Raw genomic sequence first — 20,884 nt, forward strand, 5'->3', positions numbered from 1 at the left:
GTCAGGAAGCGTCCTGCTTTTCCGAATCCGTTGTACCGGTGCGGCCTTCGGCTGCTGCTACCGCAGCCTGGGCGCGGTGCCGACGCTCATCAATGGCCTGGCTGAGATCCTGGAGCAGCTGTGGTTTGCGGAAAGCCAACTGCTCCACGGTATCTCGATCGATCCGCAGGACGGTCACCTCACCGATCGCATAGGCGTCTCCGGCAACCGGTTCGCGGGTCAGCGCCGTCTGTCCGATGAAGTCGCCCTCATGCAGCGTCGTCAACGGAATCATCTCGCCTGCTGCGCCGATAACGGTCAGACGGACCCGGCCCTTGATGATGAATCTCATCGCCGAGGGCACCTCGCCGCCTTTCTGCATCACCTCATCGGCGCCGTACCGGCTGACCACGACGTGCGGGAGAAGTGCTTCAAGTTCGGGACTGCCGGCTCGCAGCACCGGCGCGATCTTGCGCAACGCCTCCGCCCGCCGTGCAGTGGTGGAGAAGTCGTCCTCCAACCCGTCTAGATGCAGTCCGGACCGGCGGGCGGCGTACCAGAGCCAGCGTTGGAACGTCGAACGGGCCAGGGTGTCATCCGCCGGGGAACGCACCGGGATCGTCACGGTGTAATCGGTGCTGTTCACCGCGTTGGCCACCGGGTGGCCATCGGGGTGCAGGTGCGGAAGACTGGCGGCGACTGCGGTCAGCAGCGCGCACACTTCGTCGGGGGCGTCGCTGCCGGAGAACTTGGCGGCGACCGTGATGGTGTGCCCGCCAGCCGGACGGCTGAGGTTGGCGAAGGCCTGTCCCGCCAGGACCGAGTTGGGGATGATCTCCAGGCCGCTGCCGGTGTTGATGTGAGTGGCCCGCCAATTCACCTCGACGACCCGGCCGCGCGCTGACGTGGTTTCGACCCAGTCGCCCATCTGGAAGGGCTGCTCAAACAGCAGCAGCAGGCCGGAGATGATCTGCCCCACGGAGTTCTGCAGGGTCAGGCCGAGCACGATCGAGCTCACGCCCAGGGCGGTGAACAGACCGCCGACATTGGCGCCCCATACATAGGCGAGGATGATCGCCACGCCCACGGCGATGATCGCGAAGCGTGCGACGTCGATGAAGATCGACGGCATCCGGTGCCGCCAGCTTCCGGCGGGTGCATTGGCGAAGACCGTTGCGCTGACACCGGACAGCGCCATGACCAGGATCAAGAATCCCAGCACCGTGGCAATCATCCGGATGCCGGTGGTCTCGAACGAGATATTCGTGGTCTGTGTCAGCAGCAGCAGCAGCGCACCCAGCGGCACGATGAAGCTGCGCAGCAGGCTGATGGGGCGGGCCAGGAAACTGTTGCGCCGGTTCAGGGTGATCTGAAGCTCGGTCAGCAGCACCAGCACCACCGGCAGTGCAACCGCGATGATCACCGACCAGTAGAACCACGGGGCGGTGAGAAAATTCATGCGCGGTCCTCGGCCAGCCTCCAGGTGGGCTCCTGGCGGTCACCGACCTCAATGCTGCCCGCGGAGGTGTAGCGCAGGGTGTCGCGGGTGGCTTCGTAGACGTCCTGGCTGACGTAGACGCCCGGCTGCGACGATCCGCGCCGCATCTTCGACGCAAGCTGCACCGCCGCGCCCCACAAGTCGTACACCAGCCCGGCCCGGCCCACCAGGCCGCTGGTGACCGTGCCGGTGTCGATACCGGCCCGCAATTTGATGGTGCGGCCGCTCTCGGCATTGAACCGGTCGACGATGCGCTGCATCTCGATGGCGAAATCGACGGTGCGGTGGATGTTGTCCAGGCGCGGGACGGTCAACCCGCAACTGGCCAGATAGCCGTTGTGGGTGTTGCGCACCCGTTCGATCCCGTGGCTTTCGGCCGCCGCGTCGAACTGGCGCACCAGTTTGTTGATGATCTGCAGTGACTCCTCGGCCTCAAGCTCGCTGGACAGTTCGTCCACGCCGACGAAGTCGGCGAAGATCACCGTGACGTCCTGATGCTCCTCGGCGATGGTTTCCTCACCGTCGCGATACCGGGCCACCACCGACTCCGGCATCAGCGAGAGCAGCAGCCGGTCGTTCTCCGCGCGCTGTTCACCGAGCAGTTGGTCCTTGATCGCGAGGTTGCGGCTCATCTCGTTGAAGGCCATGGTGAGGTCACCGAATTCGTCGTTCGAGTCCACCGGCAGCGTGACGTTGTAGTCGCCGGTGCTGATCTGTTCGGCGCCCTGCTCAAGCCGCTTGATCGGCCGGACGAAGAATTTCGCCCACAACATCGCGGCAAGGCAGGCGATGAAGATGATCAGCGCGGTCGACCGGACCAATCGATGTGCGAAGTGGCGCTCCGGTGCGAACGCCTCGTCAGAGTCGACCGACGCGATGATTATCCAGTCCAGTCCCTGGAGGTTGAGCGGCGAATACGCCTGCAGGGCGCGGTGGCCGAGGTAGTCGGTGGCCACGAGCGTGCCGGTTTCACCCCGCTGTGCAGCTTCGGTGGCTTTGGTGCCGACCGGCTGGATCAGCACTGTGGTGCCCTGTTTGATCGCCCGGTCGGCGACCTCCGGGGGTGTTCCGGCGGCGATGACGTCGGAGCGGTAGGCATCCGGATCCTGAAGAAACAGGCGCGAGTCCGAGCGCATCAGGTCGTCTTTGCCCACCAGGAAGGTCTCGCCGGTATCACCCATGCCGGCGCGTTCCCACTGCCGATCGGCAGTCATCAGCCCATTGACAATGGCGACCGGATACTCCACCGCCAGAACGCCGTTGGCGCGTCCCGGCGGGCCGATCGGAACCAGCATCCAGGCCGTGGGCTGGCCAGAGGGGAGGTACTCGGCGAAATCGGTGCTGTCCACATAATCGATGTCGTTGGATGCCATAGCTTTACGAAACGCATCGGGCAGATTTCCCTCACCCCGGTAGGGGCCGGTGAGGACGTTGTTGCCGAGTTCAACTCCTTTGTGGGCGCTGTAGACCACGTCGCCGCGCGGGTTGATCAGGAACGCGTCCCGGAATCCCATTCGGGTGACGATCTCCCGGAAGTACCCGTTGAACCGGGCGTTGGCCACCGACCAGGCGCTGCCGTCCCTGGCGTCGTCGACGCGGACGGCTTTGTCGCGGTCCGGAAACGGCACGGTGTAGTTCGCCTGGAGGTATGCGGCGGCGTTGGAGGTGGGGATGAGTGCGCCGATGTCCAGGCGGCCATCGGCGGCGCCGCTGAACCGTTTGGTGTAGTAGTCGAGAATGGACTGGTTCTGAGCGGGGCTGATGGTGGCGTCGGAAAGTTGATCGAAGGCACTGTTGAAGGCGTTCAGCGCTCCGGTAACCGTTTCACCGCGGGCGAAGATGACCAGCGATCCGGTGATGTTTTTGATGCCCAGTTCCAGCACCCGGGCTTGCGCCTCGCGAATGCTTGTCAGCCGATCGAAGACCGCTTCCCGAAGTGAGGAGCGGCCGGACTGGAAGCCGATGCCGCCGGCGATGGCGGTCGCCAGCACGCTCATGGTGAGCAGCATCAGCAACAGTTTGGATTGGATGCTGACCCGCTCCAGCAACCCGCGCTTGGACCGGCGTCGCCGCAGGCGATCGGCCAAGGCGGACCGGGAGTCCGGCGAAACCGTCTCTTCGGCGGTCTCCGGCGGTGCCGACATCGAGTTCCTTCGCGGGTGCCTGGGTGAATGGGACACGCCGAGGGTAGCTTGTCGAGCGTGGGCGACCCCTACAACCTGCAGCGTTTCGTTGATGCGCAGTGGAATGGCTACGGCGATGTGGTGCGTCAACTACGTGACGGCCGCAAAACCACGCACTGGATGTGGTTCATTTTTCCGCAGTTGCAGGGACTCAGGCCACACCCAGATCGCCGAGCACTTCGGGATCGCTTCGCTGGCTGAGGCACGGGCATATCGACCGTTACTACAGCGGCGAGTCGGACGACAGCACGCTGAAGATGCTCAGCGTCGGCTGAGGATCAACCATCCGTAAGGGGCCACCTCGGTGTGGCTGACAACCTCCGCGGGAGGCGCCCCGGAACCGGCGAGCACCTCTGCAGGCGCACCGGTGAGTTCGGCCACCGGGAGCGGCATCGCGGCGTCCTCAAGGTTGAGGGCGACTATCAGGGCGTCGTCTCCATGCCGGGTTTCATAGACGTAGCCGCGGTTTTCTAACCGCAGCGGGGTGGTGCGCGCCAGATGCAGCCACGGATGCCGGCGGCGCAGGCCGATGAGGTGCCGGTGCAAGTTGAGAATGTCGCGGGCCTCGTCGGGGGGATCCATTGGGGGGCTGTAGAACTCGGGCCGCACCGCATCATCGCCCCCGGCGCGGTCCTCCTTGATGCCGAGATATCCGAACTCGTCGCCGGCGTAGATGCAGGGCACCCCGCCGGTGGTGAACAACACCACTAGAGCATGGCCCACGCACTCCGGCCGGTTCAACTTGCTGGCGATACGGGTGACATCGTGATTTCCCACGAACGTCAGCGGGCTGAACGTGTCCAGAAATCCGTTGTGGCGCTGGAGCGCCCAGTCCAACTCGTGGAAATTGCCGTCATTGAGGCTGCTCCAGATCGCTTTCCACAATTCATACTGGGTGACCGAGTCGACGGTGGACTCCGCGACGAATCCGCTGTAGTCACCGTGGATCACCTCGGCGACGAACCAGGCATCGGGGTGGCGGGCGCGGACTCGCGGGAGCACCATGGCCCAGAAAGACTCCGGTACCGCGTAGGCGGCGTCAAGCCGCCAGCCGTCGGCTCCGCGACCGAGCCAGTGCGCCATCACCTCGACGGTGTAGTCCACGACGGCGGGATGGCGGTGGTTCAGGGTGATCAGATCGCCGTGGCCCTCAAAGGTGTGGAAGCGTCCGGGACGTCCGCGGAACCACTGCGCGGCCTGGGTGTCACCATGTTCGACCGCGTCCCGGTAGCGAGCGAACTCGGTACCGACATGGTTGAACACGCCGTCGAGCAGCACCCGCAGTCCTCGCCGGTGGGCCTCGTCGATCAACCGGTCGAAGTCGCTGTCGTCGCCCAGACGTGGGTCGATCCGATAGTGGTCGGTGGTGTCGTATCCGTGGGTACGGGAGGCGAAGATCGGTCCCAGCGCCACCCCGGACGCGCCCAGTTCGATGGCGTGATCCAACCAGTCCACCAGTCGGCCGAGCCGGTGCTCGTCGGGACCCGGCGGTTGAGCCGCCGGAAACGCGCCGACGAATCCGAGTGGGTAGACGTGCCACCAGATCGCGTGGCCTACCCAGTCCGGCATGGGCCCAGGTTAGACACCGTCGGCCGCTCCGTGTTCTAGTGCAGGAATGTTGGACTTCACCGTCGAGGACTGGTCGGCTGAGGACGTCGCCCGCCTGCGCGGCATCTATGGGCCGCTGGCGGAGTCAGTCCGAGCGTTGGTGGACGCCACCATTCGCACCGAGGCCGACGCAGCGACGGTCGCGGAGGTCACGCGTGGTATCGACGCTGCGGTGGCCCGCCTGCGGCAACGGCAGATCGACGGGGCTTTCGGGGTCCGCGTCAGCGCCGAGGGCCAGGGTCTGAGCTGGGGTAACGCAGTGATCGGCCTTCGCAATGCGCTGGCCCCGCCGGTGCTCACACATCGCGACGACTCCGGTCGGGTATGGGCGGACTTCGATTTGGGCGCGGCCTACGAGGGCCCTCCCGGCCACGTGCACGGCGGGGTGTCGGCGCTGATCCTCGATCATGTGCTGGGCGAGGCGGCCAGCCCCGACCAGAAGCCGCGTTTCACCGGCAGCATCACCGTGCGTTACCTTCGCGCCACCCCGTTGGGTGCGCTGCACGTCGAAGCGATCCGCACGCGTGCCGACGGCGTCAAGACCTACTGCACCGGCACCATCGCCGACGCCGTGGGCGTCACCGTCGAGGCCGAGGGCGTGTTCATCACCCCGCGATGGTTGAGGGACTGACGGGACTGATGGAGAAGGTGATCATCGCGGTGCGGTCGGAGGCCGGCGACCTCTCGCCGCAGTTATTGGGGCCGGTCGCCGAGGCCCTGCTCGACCTGGATCTGCCGGGTGTCACGGTCAATGTCCGCGACGCGGCGGTGCGCGACTCGTTGATGACGCTGACGACGCTGGCCCCGCCGGTCCAGGCATTCGTCAGCCTGTGGGTCGAGCAGCACTACGCACCGCAGGTGAGCGCGGCGATTCAAGCCCTGCGGCCGGTAGCGGAATCGGTGGCGGCCTATCTGGTCACCGAATCGGCTCCGATGCCGCCGCCGCCGTCACCGCCGGGTCAGCGCGCAGCGGGCCTGGTCAACGTCGCCCTGCTGCGCCGGCCGGCCGAACTGGACGAGGCGACATGGCTGACTCGCTGGCAGCGGGACCACACCCCGGTGGCCATCGAAACCCAGTCGACCTTCGGCTACGTGCAGAACTATGTCGTGCGGCCGTTGACGCCGGATGCGCCGCCGGTGTCGGCCATCGTCGAGGAGATGTTTCCCATCGAGGCGGTGAGCAGCGTGCACGCCTTCTTCGGTGCCGCCGACGACGCCGATCTGGCTGATCGGATGGGCAGGATGATCGCCAGCACCGCGGCCTTCGGGGCGAACGTCAACATCGACGTCGTACCCACCGGGCGGTATGTGTTCCGCACCCCGTACGCCACCTAGGCTGACGCAGGTGACGCTTCTCATCGCCGATGAACATCGGGTCCGGACGATGACCCTGAATCGACCGGATGCGCTGAACGCCTTCAACGAGGCCCTCTACGACGCGGTCACCGAAGCGTTGACCGAAGCCGCCGAGGAACCGGACGTCGCGGTGGTCGTCATCACCGGTGCCGGCCGCGCGTTCTGCGCCGGCCAGGACCTCGTCGAAATGCATGCCCGCATCACCGATCCGCAGTTCACTCCCGGGCGGCACGGGTTTCCCGGACTCATCGACGCCCTGGCGCGATTCCCCAAGCCGTTGATCTGTGCGGTCAACGGAGTGGCGGTGGGCCTGGGAACCACGATCCTCGGCTACGCCGACCTTGCCTTCATCTCGTCAGCGGCGCGGCTGAAGTGCCCCTTCACCGATCTCGGTGTCGCCCCGGAGGCGGCCTCGTCCTACCTGTTGCCGCAATTGGTCGGCCGGCAGAACGCGGCCTGGATGCTGCTGTCCTCGGAGTGGGTGAGCGCCGAGGAAGCTTTGCGGATGGGCCTGGTGTGGAAGCTCTGCGAGCCGGGCGATCTGCTGGCCGAAGTGCGCCGCCACGCCGAAATCCTTGCTGTCAAACCTATTGCGAGCCTGATCGCCGTCAAGCAGTCGATGGCTGAGCATGTCCGGCCCGGCATCGCCGATGCCCGTGCACGCGAGGACGGCTACTTCGCCGAGATGATGGGTGCGGCGGCCAACGCCGAGGCACTGGCCGATTTCCAGCGCGGTCGAGGCTAACCCGCTGCCGCGACAAGCGCGGCCGACTCTGACTCGATTACCTCGAAACCCAGGTACAGCTGATGAACAAGCTCGGCCTACTCGGCGTATAGGATTGACGGCCATGAGTGAATCCAGGAACGCTGATCGTCGGCTTTCGCAGTTCGGTGTGGCTGCTGGCCTGGCCAGCCTTGCTCTTGCGGTGGCGGGGCCCGCGAATGCCGACGACCTCAACACCACGACATGCTCCGAACAGCAAGTGGTCGCGTCGATTCAGAAGAACGACCCCCTGATCTGGGGCCGGATCGACAGCAATCCGAAGCTGGAGGAAGAACTGCGGGTCGGACTCGCTGCGCTTCTTGCTGCCCCTCCGGGTCAGCGTCAGCAGCAAGTCAATGCGTTGGAGCAGACGCTGGGCCAACAGCAGTGGTCCGGTGTCAGCGATGACATCATGAACTCCGCCTACGGCCCGATTGGCAGAGCCGTCAACAACTGCCACAGCGCCTGACCCGTCGCAGCCTTGGGGGGCTGGGGCCGCCACCTAGTTCAACCGTTATCGCACTTCGCGCGTTGTGCTGGCGCGGGCTAGCATCGCGTCCATGAGCCGCATCGGAGACTTCGCCGACGATGACGTCGCCGGGTGGATCGCACTCTCACCTGATCTTGGCAGGGCCATGGCTGCCTTCAGTGCTGCGGTATACAACCGCAACCGGCTTCCGATGCGAGTCCGGGAGATCGCCCGCATCGCCATTGCGCACGACAACGAATGCGTGGTCTGCATCAACACCCGCGACGCCGACGGCCCTGCCGCCGGCGTCGACGAAGACCTTTACCGGCATGCTCTTCAGTGGCGGACCTGGCGTGGCTTCACCGAGCAGGAGCGATTAGCCGCGGAATTCGCCCACCGATTCGCCACCGATCACACCGGGCTGCGTGATGACGATGCGTTCTGGCAGCGGTGTCGCGAGCACTTCAGCGATGAGTTGCTCACCGACCTGGCACTGTCGTGTGCCATGTGGGTCGGAATGGGCCGCATGCTGCGAACTCTCGACATCGGACAGGCCTGCACAATCACGCTGCCGAGCCGGTCCTGAGCATGCTTCCCGAGGGGCCGGTCAACGGAATTCTCGTCGGGACGATCGTCAACCCCGCGGGGTTGACACTGGCCAAAGTCGTCTCGGCCAGAGCCGCGGCGACGTTCGCCGACCCCGGCCTCGGTGCCAGTCCCACCTGGCACGGCTTCGCCATCGACCGCTCGGGCATCGCCTTCACCGATGCCATCAGCGTGGTCGGGGACCAGCGATTGCGCATCGACCGTCATGCGATACGGCTCATCGACGATGGTCTGGCCTGGGCGCCGGCGTCCTTCTTCGACCAGGACGGCAATCCGGTGGCCGCCTGCGCCCGTGGAACCCTGGCCCGGGTGGAATCCCGGCTCGCGGAGGCCGGTCTGCGGGCACTGGTGGGCCATGAGATCGAGTTCGTTCTGGTCGGTCCCGAGGGTCAGCGGCTACCGGGCCAGCTGTGGGCGCAGTACGGATTGGCCGGCGTACTGGAATATGAGGGTTTCATCCGCGACGTCATGGCGGCCATGCCGGCAGCCGGGGTGGCGGTCGAGCAGTTCCACCCCGAGTACGGGATCAATCAATTCGAGTTGTCTTTGTCGCCGGCAGCTCCGGTGTCCGCCGCCGACCAGTTGGTGCTGGCCCGGCTGCTGATCGGGCGGGTGGCCCGAAAACACGGACTACGGGTGAGCCTGTCGCCGGTGCCGTTCGCCGATGGCGCTGGTTCCGGTGCCCACCAGCACTTTTCACTCCACAAAGCAGAAACGCCAATCCTCTCCGGCGGGTATGGCCCGCACGGACTCACCGCTGACGGTGCTGCGGCGATCGGGGGACTGCTCTCCGGCTTGGAGCAGGCACTGCTGGTCTTCGCCGGTTCCGTCGTGTCGGGGCTGCGGATGCGTCCCGGACAGTGGGCCGGCGCCTACGTCTGCTGGGGCACCGAGAACCGCGAGGCCGCAGTGCGATTCCTGCCCGCCACACACGGCAATCCGCACGGCGCCAACATCGAAGTAAAAGTCGCCGACCCCTCGGCGAACCCCTACCTCGCGACCGCCGCGATCCTGGGTCTGGCTCTCGACGGCATCGAACACGGCACCGTTCTGCCCGCCGAGATCACTGTCGACCCCGACACCTTGACTGCCGGACAGCGAGCCGAGGCGGGCGTGGTCGCGCTCTCCAGTCGGCAGTCCGATTCCCTTACGGCACTGGCTGGGTCAGCGCGGCTTCGGGCCATTCTCGGCGACGTGGCGGTGGACGCACTACTGGCAGTGCGCCGCTACGAACAGCAGACCTACGGTGATCTGACTCCCGAGGAACTGACCGAGACGTTCAGATTGGCCTGGAGTTTGTGAACGCGCGCCGCGTCCTCGACGAACACCTCGCAGGCCTAACCCTGGTCGATGATCACGTGCACGGCTTCTGGACATCCACCACCGATAGAACGCATTTCGAGAATGGTCTCAACGAAGCCAATACCGAACCCCTCTCCGACTTCGACTCCAGCTTCGACACCCAACTCGGATTCGCGATCCGGACCCACTGCGCACCGCTTCTCGGCCTGCCGCGGCACGCCGACCCGGATAGTTACTGGCAGCGGAGAAGCGGCAAGACCGCAGCGGACCTTGCGTCACTGTTCCTCGCCGCTTAGGGTGTGAGCGACTGGCTGGTCGACACCGGACTGACCGATGTGGCCGGGTTAACGGCGATGGCGGATGCGTCCGGGGGGCGCGTGCACGAAGTCATCAGACTGGAGCAGGTTGCCGAACAAGCCGCCGCAGCACCGGGTAACTACATCTCGAATTTCCGCGAATCACTTTGCGAGCGAACCGGTTCGGCTGTCGCAACCAAGACTGTCCTGGCCTACCGGGGCGGATTCCTCGGCGATCTGTCCGAGCCGGCGGAACCGGAGGTCAGCGAGGCCGCGCAGCGGTGGCGCGACACCGGGGCCACCCGGCTGACCGACCGGGTGCTGTTGCGATTCGGACTGCACGAGGCGCTTCGACTGGGCAAGCCGTTGCAGTTCCACGTCGGCTTGGGGGATCGCGACTGCGAGTTGCACCGCACCAACCCGATGCACCTGCTCGACTTCCTGCGCGAGTCCGGAAGTGTCCCGGTCGTGCTGCTGCACTGCTACCCCTACGAGCGGGAGGCCGGGTATCTGGCGAGCGCCTTCAATGGCGTTCACCTCGATGTCGGCTTGAGCGTCAACCATCTGGGCGCCAGGTCGGCTGCATTCATCGGCCGCACACTGGAACTGGCGCCATTGCGGAAGATCCTCTATTCCTCAGACGCCTACGGGCCGCCCGAACTGCACTATCTGGGGTCGGTGCTGTGGCGGCAGGGCATCGCCGAGGTGCTCGCCGGCTTTGTCGACCGTGCGCAGTGGTCAATCGATGATGCGCTGCGGGTAACCGATCTCATCGGCCGCCAGAACGCGACCCGGCTCTATCTGCTCTGACTCAAATCAGCCCCGTCGCGTCGAACATCCACGACATATCAGCGGCTTGCAACTGCTGCATCCAATCCTTCGGGGCATGGTTGGCGAGCCCGCCGAAGTCCCAATAATCCTTCCACAGGGTGATCTGGCCGTCGTGGACCTTGTGCACGGTCACGAACTGCAATACCGCGCTCTCGCCGCTGACCCACGTCCAAGTCTCGGAATGCTCGTACATGACGTCGACGCCGTTGCTCAGCAGCAGACCGTCGTGGTTGAGGTAGCCGGCCAGCGACTCCAGGCCGACCTTGAGTCGTTTGACGATGTTCTCTGGTCCCCGCGCCGCGACGGCAGGCCCCAGTGGCATATCCACATAGATGCAGTCCTGCGCCAGAAACGGCGTCATCGCCGCCCAGTCGCGGTCAGAGATCGCTTTCCACATGCCGAGGACAACGGCCTCGACGTCAGTAGGCATGCGCCACCGCCGCGGTCCGCTGCCCAGCCCTCAGGAAGCTGCCGGTCCGCTCGGTGCCGAGGATTTCCGTCGGCCTCCCCTGCCGGACCACGGCCCGGCCGCCGATGAGTACCAGGTCGACGGCTCCGTCGTTGCGGTTGACCATCCGGGGGAGGTTGTCGTACTGGGGCACCGGGGATTCGGCATAGTCGTTGAGGTGGGCATCCAGATGATCGGGATTGATGATGACCAGATCGGCGCGGTCACCGATCCGCAGATGGCCGGCGTCGATGCCGTACCAGTCCGCCAGTTCACCGGTCAGTCGATGCACGGCCCGTTCGACGGTCATGAACGGCTCGCCCTGCGCCTCGGCGTCGCGGATATGCCGCAGCAGCCTCAGCCCGAAGTTGTAGAAAGCCATATTGCGCAGATGCGCACCGGCGTCGGAGAAACCCATCTGTATACCGTCGTCGCGGGCCAGCTTTCTGAGTACTTCGGGTCGGTGGTTGGAGATCGTGGTGCGCCAGCGCAGTTTTCTACCGTGCTCGACGACGAGATCGAGGAAGGCGTCGACCGGGTGCACACCGCCGCGGTCGATTCCGACCTCGCCGAAGGACTTGCCGATGACGGATTCGTCCGGGCAGTCCACGATCTCGGCGTCGAAGAAGTCCCGGTGCCACACCCGCATTCCGAACTTGCTGTCGTAATCCTGGCGGAAGCGGCGCCGGTACTCTTCGTCGGCCAGCAGTGCGTTGCGTTCGACTTCGTCCCGTAGATGCAGGGCTGCCGCGCCGGAGCCGAACTCCTCGAACACGACCAGGTCGATACCGTCGGCGTACACCTCGAACGGCACCGGCAGATGCTGCCAGCGGAAGTCGGCGCCGAAGCGGTTGACCAGCCTGGCCGCAGGGCCTAGTACGGCGATGGCCAGCGGATTGGACTTGACGTCTGCCGCCGAGAGCAGGCTGGTCTTGAGTTTGTTGCGCAGAACGGGAAGTGACTGGGCGATCTGCGATACCAGGTTGAACGGGTTGGCGATATCCGGTCCGGACTGCAGGACCCGGTCCCGACGGCGCAACTGGGCCTTCAGCCGCCGCAGTTCACGAGGTCTGGCGAAGGTGGACGGCAGCGTTCGGGACCGGCAGTTCTCCCCGTCGATCTTGTCGAAGAGCAGTTGCTGCGAGGACATGCCGAGGAATCCGGCGTCGAGTGCCTCGCTGAGCATCCGCTCCATCTCAGCCTGTTCGCTGACAGTTGGGCGCACGTCGTCGCGGGTTGCTCGGTCCAAACCCATTGTGGCGGTGCGCATATCGGAGTGTCCGATGAACGCCGCGATATTTGGTCCAAGCGGGCGCTCCTCGAGGGCCTCGATGTACTCACCGGCGGTTTTCCACGTCTTCGCGGAGTCAATGGTGCCGATGACGTGCTCGCGGGGGATCGCCTCCACGCGGCCGAACAGATCCCCGGCGTCGACCCCGCCGACGTGGACGGTGGACAGTGAGCAGGAACCGATCAGCACCGTCGTCACCCCATGGCGCACCGACTCCGGCAGCCCTGGGCCGCCGAGGACTTCGACGTCGTAGTGGGTGTGGATGTCGACGAATCCGGGGATCAACCATCTACCGGCCCCATCGAGGACCTCAGAGCAGTGGGACTCGTCGAGCGGATCCGGGGTCACCGCCGCGATGCGCCCGTCACGGATGCCGATGGTGCGCACCGCCGACGGCGCACCGGTTCCGTCGAACCAGCGGGCGTTGCGAATGATGATGTCGTAGTCGCGGGCCATGGTCACAGGAAACCGCCCAGCCCGACGGGTGTCAATGTCTCTCGCGGCGATCTCTCAGGCCGGGTGTCCCGGCTCCAAATCCTTCAATGGTTTGGGGAGCAGCCAGGACGGGAAGAGCAGGCCTATGGATAACACCGTGTGGATCGTCATCGCCGTCATCGCCGCACTTGTGCTCATCGCCGGCCTGCTGGTCGGCCGGCGGAGACGTGATGTGCACCGCCACGCCGAGGCCGAGGAGATCCGTGAACATCTGCGCCTGGACGAAGCCGAAGTGCGCCATCGCGGGTCGCTTGCTGCCGAGACGGAGGCCCTAGCCCGGTCGGCGAGGGCTCAGGCCGACGCCAAGGCGGCCGAGGCCGAGCGACTTCACAGCGCCGCGGAGTCCTATCGTGGCGAGGTCAGCGCGTCGCTGGAGAAGTTGGACCAGCAGCGTCAGCGGGCCGAGGCCTTGGACCCGCTGCCCTCCGAACCCGCGCCGCGCAGCGGCAGGCCCGGCAGCTAGCTGTCGACGGTCGCCGGCTTACCGAGCCGGACCGGGAGATTCGCCCATCCCCGCAGCACCCGGGTGTCGCGGCGGGTACCGGTACCGGCCAATTGGACATCCGGATAGCGGGTGAAGAACTCTCGTAACCCGACTTCACCTTCGATGCGGGCCAGCGCGGCGCCCAGGCAGAAGTGCCGGCCGCCGGAGAACGACAGGTGTTTGCCGGCGTTGGGTCGGGTGACGTCGAATCGGTGCGGGTCGGGGAATATCGACGGGTCGCGGTTGGCGGCGGCCAGGTAAATCACCGTCAACTCGCCGCGGCGCACTGGGATACCGGCCACCTCGGTGTCGGTGCGGGCCACCCGCGCGGTCAGTTGCACCGGGGAGTCCATCCGCAGTACTTCCTCGACGGCATTCGGCCACAGCGACGGATCGCGCTGTAGGAGCGCCAACTGGTCCGGAGAGTTCAGCAGCATCCGAATTCCGTTACCCAGCAGGTTCACCGTGGTCTCGAAACCTGCCGCCAGCACGAGGCCGGCGATGGCACGCAGTTCGTTCTCGTTGAGGCGGACGCCACCCTCAGACGCCTCGATCAGCTGACTCATCAGATCGCTGCCGGGCTGATCGCGCAGCTTCTGCAAATGAGCGCCCAGCCAGCCGTTGAAGCCCTTCAGGCCGCGTTGGACGGTCTGGTACTGATCCCAAGACAGCCCGAAATCCAAACTGGGTGCTGCTAATTCACCGAATTCAAGGATTCGGGCGCGGTCGTCCTCCGGCACCCCGAGAACATCGCTGATGATCGCGACCGGCAGCTGTGAGCAGTACCGCTCGACAATATCGACGGTGCCCGGTCCATCGGCCAGTTGCAGAAGCAGTTCGCCGGCGGTGTCATCGACCCGGTCACGCAGCGCCGTGACAGCGCGGCTGGTGAACACCGACGACACCGTCTTGCGGTAGCGGGTGTGTTCGGGCGGCTCGACGGCCAGCAGCGATGGCGGCAGCAGGGGATGCAACAAATCGGCTCGGGTCCGGCGCTCCAGCCAACTCAGCGGCTTCGGCAGCGTCGAGCCCATCGAGATCACCCGGAAGTCATCAGAACGCAGCAGTTCGTGGGCAACGGCATGGTCGACGGTCAGAAAGCTAACCCGGGCCCGCACCAGTGGCCCCTGCTCGCGAAGCTCCTCGAAGAATCCCACCGGGTCGGAACGCACCGCCGGGTCGGCGATGAAGCGCGACTGCGGATCGCCACGGCGGGCCGACACGTTGACCACCGACCGGACCACGCCGTGCATGGCCAGCCAGTGCAGCCGTTCGCGTGCGGATGCCATGCTCAAGCCGGGGGAGTCCAGCTGACCGGAAGCCTCTTGATCCCGTGAATGAACGCCGAGAGCAGCATCGCCGGGTCCTCGGTCACAGCGATGTCCGGTATCCGGTTGTGCAGTTCCTCGAACACCACCGCGATCTCGCGGCGGGCGAGGTTGGCGCCCAGACAGAAATGGGTTCCTCCACCGCCGAATCCGACGTGGTGGTTGGGGGTGCGGGTGACGTCGAACAACCACGGATTGACGAACTTGTCCTCGTCACGGTTGGCTGAGGCGTACCACATCGAAACCTTGTCACCGGCCCGGATCGATACACCGCTGACCTCGACGTCGCGAGTGGCAGTGCGCCGCATGTAGACCACCGGGGACGCCCAGCGGACGATCTCCTCGACCGCACTGTGGGTGTGGGTCTCGAAGTCGTTCCACCAGATCTCGCGCTGTTCGGGATACCGGGTCAACGCCAGCACACCGTGGCTGATGGCGTTGCGGGTGGTCTCGTTTCCGGCCACCGCCAGCAGGATGAAGAACGAGGCGATCTCCGCTGAGGTCAGCTGCTCGCCGTCGACCTCGGCTGCCACCAGTGCGGTGGTGAGGTCATCCCGTGGATTGGACCGGCGGTCCTCGGCCAGTGCGGTGGCGTAGGCGCCGATGTCGACGGCGACCTTGAGGAATTCCTCGTAATCGGTGGTCAAATCCGGATCGCCGAAGCCGAGGATGATGTTGGTCCAGTGGAAGATCTGATGGTGATCGGAATCGGGGATGCCCATCATGTCGCAGATCACCTGCAGGGGCAGTGGGCCGGACACCTCCGAGACCAGTTCGCCGTTGCCGTCGGGGTGATTGGCGATGAGGTCTTCCACCAACCGTCGGGCGCGGGCGCGTACCGACTCCTCGGTGCGGGCGACCACCCTGGGGGTGAAGGCGCTGCGGACGATGCCTCGCAACCGGGCGTGGCGGGGATCGTCCAGGGCGATCATCGACCCGAAGTACTCGGCTACCTCGGGTTGCTGGTCGGCGATGGTGATGTTGGGGTGCGAACTGAAGATCTCGGGGTGCCGACTGGCGAAGTGGACGTCGTCGAACTTCATCAGTGCCCAATGGCCGGCGCCGGCCTCAAAGCCCTCGAATTCGATCTCGCGGAAGAATTTGATCGGCGCCTCGCGTCGCAGGGTTGCGAAGGCGCCGTCGCGGATCGAGTCGTCCAGCCCCCAGAAGTCGAGGGTTCCCAGATTGATGTCCTCGAGGGGAACGGGGGGCGGAGGTTGGCCGTTGATGCGGGTCGCGATGCCCATAAAAGTGTCGTCCCCTCAAATCGGCAGTGGGTCTCACCACCACCATAAGACGCTACGGCGTGTCTGCCTCGACAACCTTCTTGATGCGTTCCAGCGTGGTCCGCATGTCCCGCACGTTGCGTCGGCCGCGGAAATGGCCGGCGAACATCCAGAAAACTCGAACCGGAAGCGCGCTGTTGAGCCGGAATGACTCCGTCACGTCGGTGCCCTCGCCGCGCGGGGTCAGCCGGTAGTGCCAGTTGTTGATTGCCTGGTCGCCGGGGCCAAGGACCGCGAAGCCGAACTCCCGGCCCGGCTCACAGGCCGTCACTCGGCAGGTTGTCCAGTACACCGGGCCGATTTCGTTGCGGCGGACGTGGCCGCGGAACTTCGCGCCCAGAGCCGGCCCGTCGGCCCCGTCGAGCCACTCGGCCTCGAAGACCTCGGGGGAGAACCGGCCGGTGTTGCGCACGTCGGCGATCAGGTTCCAGATCTTGTCGGCCGGGGCGGACATGTGGACCGTCGCAGAACCTTCCATGCCGCAATCCTATGGCGGCTACAGCTTGTAGACGTTGTCCGGGGTGATCACCGAGGTGATGGCGGTCGCCAGTACGGTGCTGGGATCTCCCCCGCCGGGCACCGCGGTGTCGGTGTTGATCATCACCACCAGCGTGGTCTCGCGCTCCGGTAGATACACCGCGACGGTCTGGTAGCCCGGCACGCTGCCGTTGTGGCCGATCCACCCCGCTACCGTGAAAATCCCCATGCCGTAACCGAAGTCGGCCGGGCCGCCCGGTTCGGGGGTGGTCTGGAGCCGCTGCCTCTGGAGTTCGGGACTCAGCAGCGCGCCGGTTGCCAGGGCTGGTACCCAGATGCGCATGTCCTGGAGGGTCGACGTCATGGCGCCGGCCGCCCAGGTGAAACTGGCCGTCCAGTCTGTGGCGTCCAGGGGCGGCCCACCGTCTTCGAACGAGTCGGTGTAACCGTGGGCGTGCGGGACGGGGAACTGGGTCCCGGCCGGGAACGCGGTCTGCGCGAGGCTCAACGGGGCCAGGATGCTCTCAGACAGATAGTCGCCGAACGGTTTTCCGCTGACCCGCTCCACGAGTAGTCCGAGCAGGATGTAGTTGGTGTTGGAGTATTCGAATCTCTCCCCGGGGGTAAACTGCGCAGGGGCGGTGAAGGCCCAACCGAGCAGTTCGGCCGGAGGGAAGTCCCGCCGCGGGTCGGCGGCCACCGTTTCCTCGAACCCGTCGACCTTGGTGTAGTCAGTCAGGCCGCTGCGCATGGCGGCCAGGTGGCGCACCGTGATCACTTCGCCACCCGGTACACCGTCAACGTACAAGGAGATTGGGTCATCCAATCCGACCTTGCCCTCGTCGACCAGTTTGAGCACGGCGGTGGCGGTGAAAGTCTTGGTGACGCTTCCGATCCTGTTATAGAAGTCGACCCGCATGGGACTGCCGGTCGCGGTGTCGGCGATCCCGAAAGCCTTGACGTACTCCTCGTTGCGGGACCAGATCCCGACAATAGTGCCTGGAATGCCAACGGAGTTCATGGCGTCCGGGATGGCTTCGTCGAGCAATTGCGACCGGATGGGGTCCATCGAGCGGTCCACCTCGGCCGGAGCAGCCACGTCCGATCCCGGCCGGGTTGTCGTGGTCGTGCAGCCACCGGTCAGCAGCGCCACCGCGAGAATCGCTGCGATCCAGCGGCACGATTCGACCGTCACATCCCCAACCTCTCGCGCGTAGCGTCTCGGCCATGGGTATCACACTGGGGCCTCCCGCCGTCGATCGGCGCATCGGCGCGCCGCCCGAGGCGGTGTGGCGACTGCTCGTCGACATCGATCAATGGCCATTGTGGGGGCCGTCGGTGCGCCGTGCTGAGTTGGCCGGGGGAGGCACTCAGTTGACCCGGGGCGCCCATGGAACGGTGTGGACGGCGGTGGGCGCGGCGCTGCCATTCCGGATCACCGAGTTCGAACCCGGCCAGCGATGGGGCTGGACCGTGGCCGGGGTACCAGCCACCGGGCACGAGGTCAGTGCGGCCCCGGGCGGGTGCGTGGTGCGGTTCGAGACGCCCTGGTGGGCAGCGGCGTACCTGCCGGTGTGCGCGGCAGCGTTGGCCCGAATCGACAAACTGGTTCGTTAGGTGCAATACGAGCGGGTGGCGGTGTCCAGCGCTTGCCGGTACAGCGGGTCGAGTCGGCGTTCGTCGGCTACCACCGTCTTGGCTGCGGCGAGCCGTAGCGGGCAATCCGGGGAGCGCAGAACCGGCCACTGTTCAGCGATCTCACCGACCATCCGGCGGTTGAGTCCGTCGATCAAGGCACGCGAGGCAGACAAGTCGGGGGCCGCACTCGGGGCTGCGCCCGGGTCGAATTTCCACCAGGAGAACCGGCTGTACTGGATCGCCTCGGTGGCGTCGATCTGGGCGGCGAACAATCGGGTCACGTACTCGGTGGGCAGTTGGGCAATTTGGGCTTCAGTGGTGACGGCGTCGAGGACTTGCTGCACTCGGACCGGATCGGTGATTGGTCCGCCATTGAGCCATTTGGTCGCGGCCACCGGATCAGCAGTGAGCAGGCGTTGCGTAGCGGCGTCGATCAGTTCGTAGAGCGGTTCGGTGTTGCTCGCATGGGCGCTGCTGCCGGCCGCGATTGGACTGCCCAGTGCGACCATCGCACCGAGTGCTGCCACACCGGCCCGAATACCGATCAACCGACCGGACCCTTGGCCAGCACTACCGGGACGGTACGCGGGAGGCCGGCGCGGTCGATCCAGGTCAGCATGATGGTGTTGCCGGGCCGGCGCTGGTCCATGATGTTGGACAAATCCGTCGCGGAGTTGACCGGGATGCCGTCGACCGCGGTGATGACGTCCCCGGCCCGCAGACCGGCGATTCCCGCCGGGGTGTTCGGCAGTACCTGCCGCACCACCGCCCCTGCCGGCCCACGGAACGGGAGCGCGTCGGCGATGCCAACGCCGATGAAGGCCGAGTCACCCAGGTGTACCCCGGGCGCTGGTGCGCCCGAACGGATTTGGTTGGCAATTCCGACTGCCCGGTCGATGGGAATGGCGAACCCCTCACCACCGGACACCCCTCCCATGTGGAAGTCGAGGGTCGCCGCGACGGTCACCCCCACCACCTGTCCGGCGCTGTTGACCAGCGGTCCGCCCGAGTCGCCCGGACGTATTTGGGCCGCGACCCGAATCAGATCGAACAGTTCCCGGACGTCACCGCCGGCCTCGTTAGTCGCACGGACCGAAGCACCGAGCTGGGTGACCGTTCCCGGTGCGTAACTCGGCGGGCCGCCGGTGCCGTTGGAGTTTCCGATCGCCGCGATCGGGTCACCCACCCTGACGGTGGCAGACGTTCCCAACATCGCGGTGGGTAAATTGTTGGCGCCACGCAGCCGGATGACCGCGATGTCGTTGGCGCGATCGAAGCCAAGGACATCGACTTGATAGGACTGGCTGTTGGCCAGGCTGACCGCGCGGATTTCGGTGGAGCCCTCAATGACGTGGTTGTTGGTCAGTACGTCGCCGTTGGGGCTCAACACGATGCCCGTGCCCGCCCCGGCAGCACCCTGGTAGCCCAGTGTGGTGTCGATGTCGACCAGGCCTGGAACCACCCGGCTCAGCAGCGCCGACTGGTCCAGCGGAATGGCCGGCGCGGGTGCGGCGGGTTCCGCGGTTGCGGGAGCCACCGTCAGTCCGAGGAGCAGCGTCAGTGCCGCCAGAACTCCGGAAAGCCGACGGGCTCGGCGCCCTCTGGGGCGTGGATGCAAGGAATCCATGTGCTCAACTCTGCCTGAAAACCTGGCAAAAAGGCACTTCGCTGGGTGATTACGCGTCCCGAATGTTTGATCCCGGCGAACTACGGGCACCCCTGGAGAGGTCGCGATGGCTTGTGCGCGCAGAACCTGCGGGTGGCAGCGGGTGGCGTAGGTCAGTTATTGCGTTCCAACGAGAGTTTCGTCACAGGTCTGGGCGCCAGAGACCGCGTTTAGGAATGGACACCGCATTGACAGAAACATCCGCCCGGGAGCTGGAACCGTACTTCGGTGACGTTCAGCACCACTACGACCTGTCCGACGACTTCTACCGGCTGTTTCTCGACCCGAGCCAGACTTATAGCTGCGCTTTTTTCGAGCGGGATGGCATGACCCTCGAGGAAGCGCAGCGGGCCAAGATCGACCTTGCGCTGGGCAAACTCGGCCTGCGGCCCGGGATGACCCTGCTCGATATCGGCTGCGGATGGGGCGGCACGATGATGCGGGCTCTGCGCCACCACGACGTCAACGTGATCGGTCTGACGTTGAGCCAAAACCAGGCTCTGCATGTTCGTAACCTGCTCGACGCCGACGACAGTCCCCGTTCCAAGCGGGTTCTGCTGGAGGGGTGGGAGCAATTCCACGAGCCGGTGGATCGGATCGTCTCGATCGGCGCTTTCGAACACTTCGGCCGTGAGCGCTACAGCCGGTTCTTCCAGATGGCGTACGACATTCTGCCCCCCGACGGGGTGATGTTGCTGCACACAATCATTCGGCCCAGCGACGAGGACTTCGCGCATCGCAAGTTGTCGATCACCATGCGTCACATGCGCTTTGCGAGGTTCATCCAAACTGAGATATTCCCCGGCGGTGATCTGCCCCAGCCCAAGGACGTCATCAACCACGCCGACATGTCAGGTTTTAGCTTGCAGCGTGTGCAGTC

General features: G+C 65.6%; 20 protein-coding genes and 2 pseudogenes. 11 read left to right on the forward strand and 11 right to left on the reverse strand.

Going from position 1 to position 20,884, the window contains the following annotated elements:
- Position 1: 1 nt before the first annotated feature.
- Both ADBZ5N_RS03000 and ADBZ5N_RS03005 read right to left on the reverse strand, forming a co-directional pair.
- A complete protein-coding gene (locus ADBZ5N_RS03000; RefSeq protein WP_526256006.1) occupies positions 2-1,438 on the reverse strand; it encodes a mechanosensitive ion channel domain-containing protein in 1,437 nt (478 codons plus the stop codon).
- The gene (locus ADBZ5N_RS03005) at positions 1,435-3,621 is read right to left on the reverse strand and encodes an adenylate/guanylate cyclase domain-containing protein (RefSeq protein ID WP_526256007.1); all 2,187 of its coding nucleotides are present in this window, start codon (positions 3,619-3,621) and stop codon (positions 1,435-1,437) included. The genes ADBZ5N_RS03000 and ADBZ5N_RS03005 overlap by 4 nt, the downstream gene beginning before the upstream one ends.
- Before the next feature lie 48 nt (positions 3,622-3,669).
- On the opposite strand from ADBZ5N_RS03005, the pseudogene ADBZ5N_RS03010 reads away from it, so the two are divergent.
- Positions 3,670-3,874: pseudogene (locus ADBZ5N_RS03010) on the forward strand (DUF1810 family protein); the annotation flags it as partial.
- Positions 3,875-3,921: 47 nt separating this feature from the next.
- On the opposite strand, the gene ADBZ5N_RS03015 reads toward ADBZ5N_RS03010, so the two are convergent.
- Complete coding sequence (locus ADBZ5N_RS03015) at positions 3,922-5,229, reverse strand: alpha-amylase family protein (RefSeq protein WP_526256008.1); 1,308 nt, start codon at positions 5,227-5,229, stop codon at positions 3,922-3,924.
- 46 nt (positions 5,230-5,275) lie between these two features.
- On the opposite strand from ADBZ5N_RS03015, the gene ADBZ5N_RS03020 reads away from it, so the two are divergent.
- The 7 genes and pseudogenes from ADBZ5N_RS03020 (at position 5,276) to ADBZ5N_RS03050 (ending at position 10,870) form a co-directional block, all read left to right on the forward strand.
- Positions 5,276-5,899, forward strand: coding sequence for a PaaI family thioesterase (locus ADBZ5N_RS03020; protein ID WP_526256009.1), 624 nt, complete (start codon positions 5,276-5,278; stop codon positions 5,897-5,899).
- 8 nt (positions 5,900-5,907) lie between these two features.
- Positions 5,908-6,603 (forward strand): EthD domain-containing protein, encoded by a 696-nt coding sequence (locus ADBZ5N_RS03025; protein WP_526256026.1) that lies wholly within the window; start codon positions 5,908-5,910, stop codon positions 6,601-6,603.
- Positions 6,604-6,613: 10 nt separating this feature from the next.
- The gene (locus tag ADBZ5N_RS03030) at positions 6,614-7,369 is read left to right on the forward strand and encodes an enoyl-CoA hydratase/isomerase family protein (protein WP_526256010.1); all 756 of its coding nucleotides are present in this window, start codon (positions 6,614-6,616) and stop codon (positions 7,367-7,369) included.
- A gap of 103 nt (positions 7,370-7,472) precedes the next feature.
- The gene (locus ADBZ5N_RS03035) at positions 7,473-7,856 is read left to right on the forward strand and encodes a hypothetical protein (RefSeq protein ID WP_526256011.1); all 384 of its coding nucleotides are present in this window, start codon (positions 7,473-7,475) and stop codon (positions 7,854-7,856) included.
- Positions 7,857-7,947: 91 nt separating this feature from the next.
- A complete protein-coding gene (locus tag ADBZ5N_RS03040; protein WP_526256012.1) occupies positions 7,948-8,442 on the forward strand; it encodes a carboxymuconolactone decarboxylase family protein in 495 nt (164 codons plus the stop codon).
- Positions 8,443-8,444: 2 nt separating this feature from the next.
- Positions 8,445-9,764, forward strand: coding sequence for a type I glutamate--ammonia ligase (locus ADBZ5N_RS03045; RefSeq protein WP_526256013.1), 1,320 nt, complete (start codon positions 8,445-8,447; stop codon positions 9,762-9,764).
- Positions 9,761-10,870, forward strand: a pseudogene (locus ADBZ5N_RS03050) (amidohydrolase family protein). Before ADBZ5N_RS03045 ends, ADBZ5N_RS03050 begins: the two are co-directional and overlap by 4 nt.
- A 1-nt stretch (position 10,871) precedes the next feature.
- On the opposite strand, the gene ADBZ5N_RS03055 reads toward ADBZ5N_RS03050, so the two are convergent.
- A complete protein-coding gene (locus tag ADBZ5N_RS03055; RefSeq protein ID WP_526256014.1) occupies positions 10,872-11,321 on the reverse strand; it encodes a limonene-1,2-epoxide hydrolase family protein in 450 nt (149 codons plus the stop codon).
- Positions 11,311-13,086 carry an N-acyl-D-amino-acid deacylase family protein gene (locus ADBZ5N_RS03060; RefSeq protein ID WP_526256015.1) on the reverse strand — a complete coding sequence of 592 codons (1,776 nt, stop codon included), beginning with the start codon at positions 13,084-13,086 and terminating at the stop codon, positions 11,311-11,313. The genes ADBZ5N_RS03055 and ADBZ5N_RS03060 overlap by 11 nt, the downstream gene beginning before the upstream one ends.
- A gap of 124 nt (positions 13,087-13,210) precedes the next feature.
- On the opposite strand from ADBZ5N_RS03060, the gene ADBZ5N_RS03065 reads away from it, so the two are divergent.
- A complete protein-coding gene (locus tag ADBZ5N_RS03065) occupies positions 13,211-13,588 on the forward strand; it encodes an LPXTG cell wall anchor domain-containing protein (RefSeq protein ID WP_526256016.1) in 378 nt (125 codons plus the stop codon).
- Here ADBZ5N_RS03065 and ADBZ5N_RS03070 read toward each other — a convergent pair.
- Genes ADBZ5N_RS03070 through ADBZ5N_RS03085 form a run of 4 tightly spaced genes read right to left on the reverse strand, consistent with a single transcriptional unit; the run spans position 13,585 to position 17,895 of the window.
- The gene (locus ADBZ5N_RS03070) at positions 13,585-14,898 is read right to left on the reverse strand and encodes a cytochrome P450 (protein ID WP_526256017.1); all 1,314 of its coding nucleotides are present in this window, start codon (positions 14,896-14,898) and stop codon (positions 13,585-13,587) included. The genes ADBZ5N_RS03065 and ADBZ5N_RS03070 overlap by 4 nt on opposite strands.
- Positions 14,899-14,900: 2 nt before the next feature.
- Entirely contained in the window at positions 14,901-16,184 is a 1,284-nt protein-coding gene (locus ADBZ5N_RS03075) for a cytochrome P450 (protein ID WP_526256018.1), read from the reverse strand.
- Between the two features lie 52 nt (positions 16,185-16,236).
- A complete protein-coding gene (locus ADBZ5N_RS03080) occupies positions 16,237-16,701 on the reverse strand; it encodes an SRPBCC family protein (RefSeq protein WP_526256019.1) in 465 nt (154 codons plus the stop codon).
- 18 nt (positions 16,702-16,719) lie between these two features.
- Entirely contained in the window at positions 16,720-17,895 is a 1,176-nt protein-coding gene (locus tag ADBZ5N_RS03085) for a serine hydrolase domain-containing protein (RefSeq protein ID WP_526256020.1), read from the reverse strand.
- Between the two features lie 32 nt (positions 17,896-17,927).
- On the opposite strand from ADBZ5N_RS03085, the gene ADBZ5N_RS03090 reads away from it, so the two are divergent.
- Positions 17,928-18,317 carry an SRPBCC family protein gene (locus tag ADBZ5N_RS03090; RefSeq protein WP_526256021.1) on the forward strand — a complete coding sequence of 130 codons (390 nt, stop codon included), beginning with the start codon at positions 17,928-17,930 and terminating at the stop codon, positions 18,315-18,317.
- Here the strand turns inward: ADBZ5N_RS03090 and ADBZ5N_RS03095 are convergent.
- The gene (locus ADBZ5N_RS03095; protein WP_526256022.1) at positions 18,314-18,886 is read right to left on the reverse strand and encodes a chorismate mutase; all 573 of its coding nucleotides are present in this window, start codon (positions 18,884-18,886) and stop codon (positions 18,314-18,316) included. The genes ADBZ5N_RS03090 and ADBZ5N_RS03095 overlap by 4 nt on opposite strands.
- Entirely contained in the window at positions 18,883-19,965 is a 1,083-nt protein-coding gene (locus ADBZ5N_RS03100) for a S1C family serine protease (protein WP_526256023.1), read from the reverse strand. Before ADBZ5N_RS03100 ends, ADBZ5N_RS03095 begins: the two co-directional genes overlap by 4 nt.
- 227 nt (positions 19,966-20,192) lie before the next feature.
- Between ADBZ5N_RS03100 and ADBZ5N_RS03105 the strand changes: the two genes are divergently transcribed.
- On the forward strand, positions 20,193-20,884 hold a 692-nt coding region (locus tag ADBZ5N_RS03105), incomplete at its 3' end, for a class I SAM-dependent methyltransferase (RefSeq protein WP_526256024.1).

This window comes from Mycobacterium sp., assembly GCF_044370595.1.
Classification (GTDB): domain Bacteria; phylum Actinomycetota; class Actinomycetes; order Mycobacteriales; family Mycobacteriaceae; genus Mycobacterium.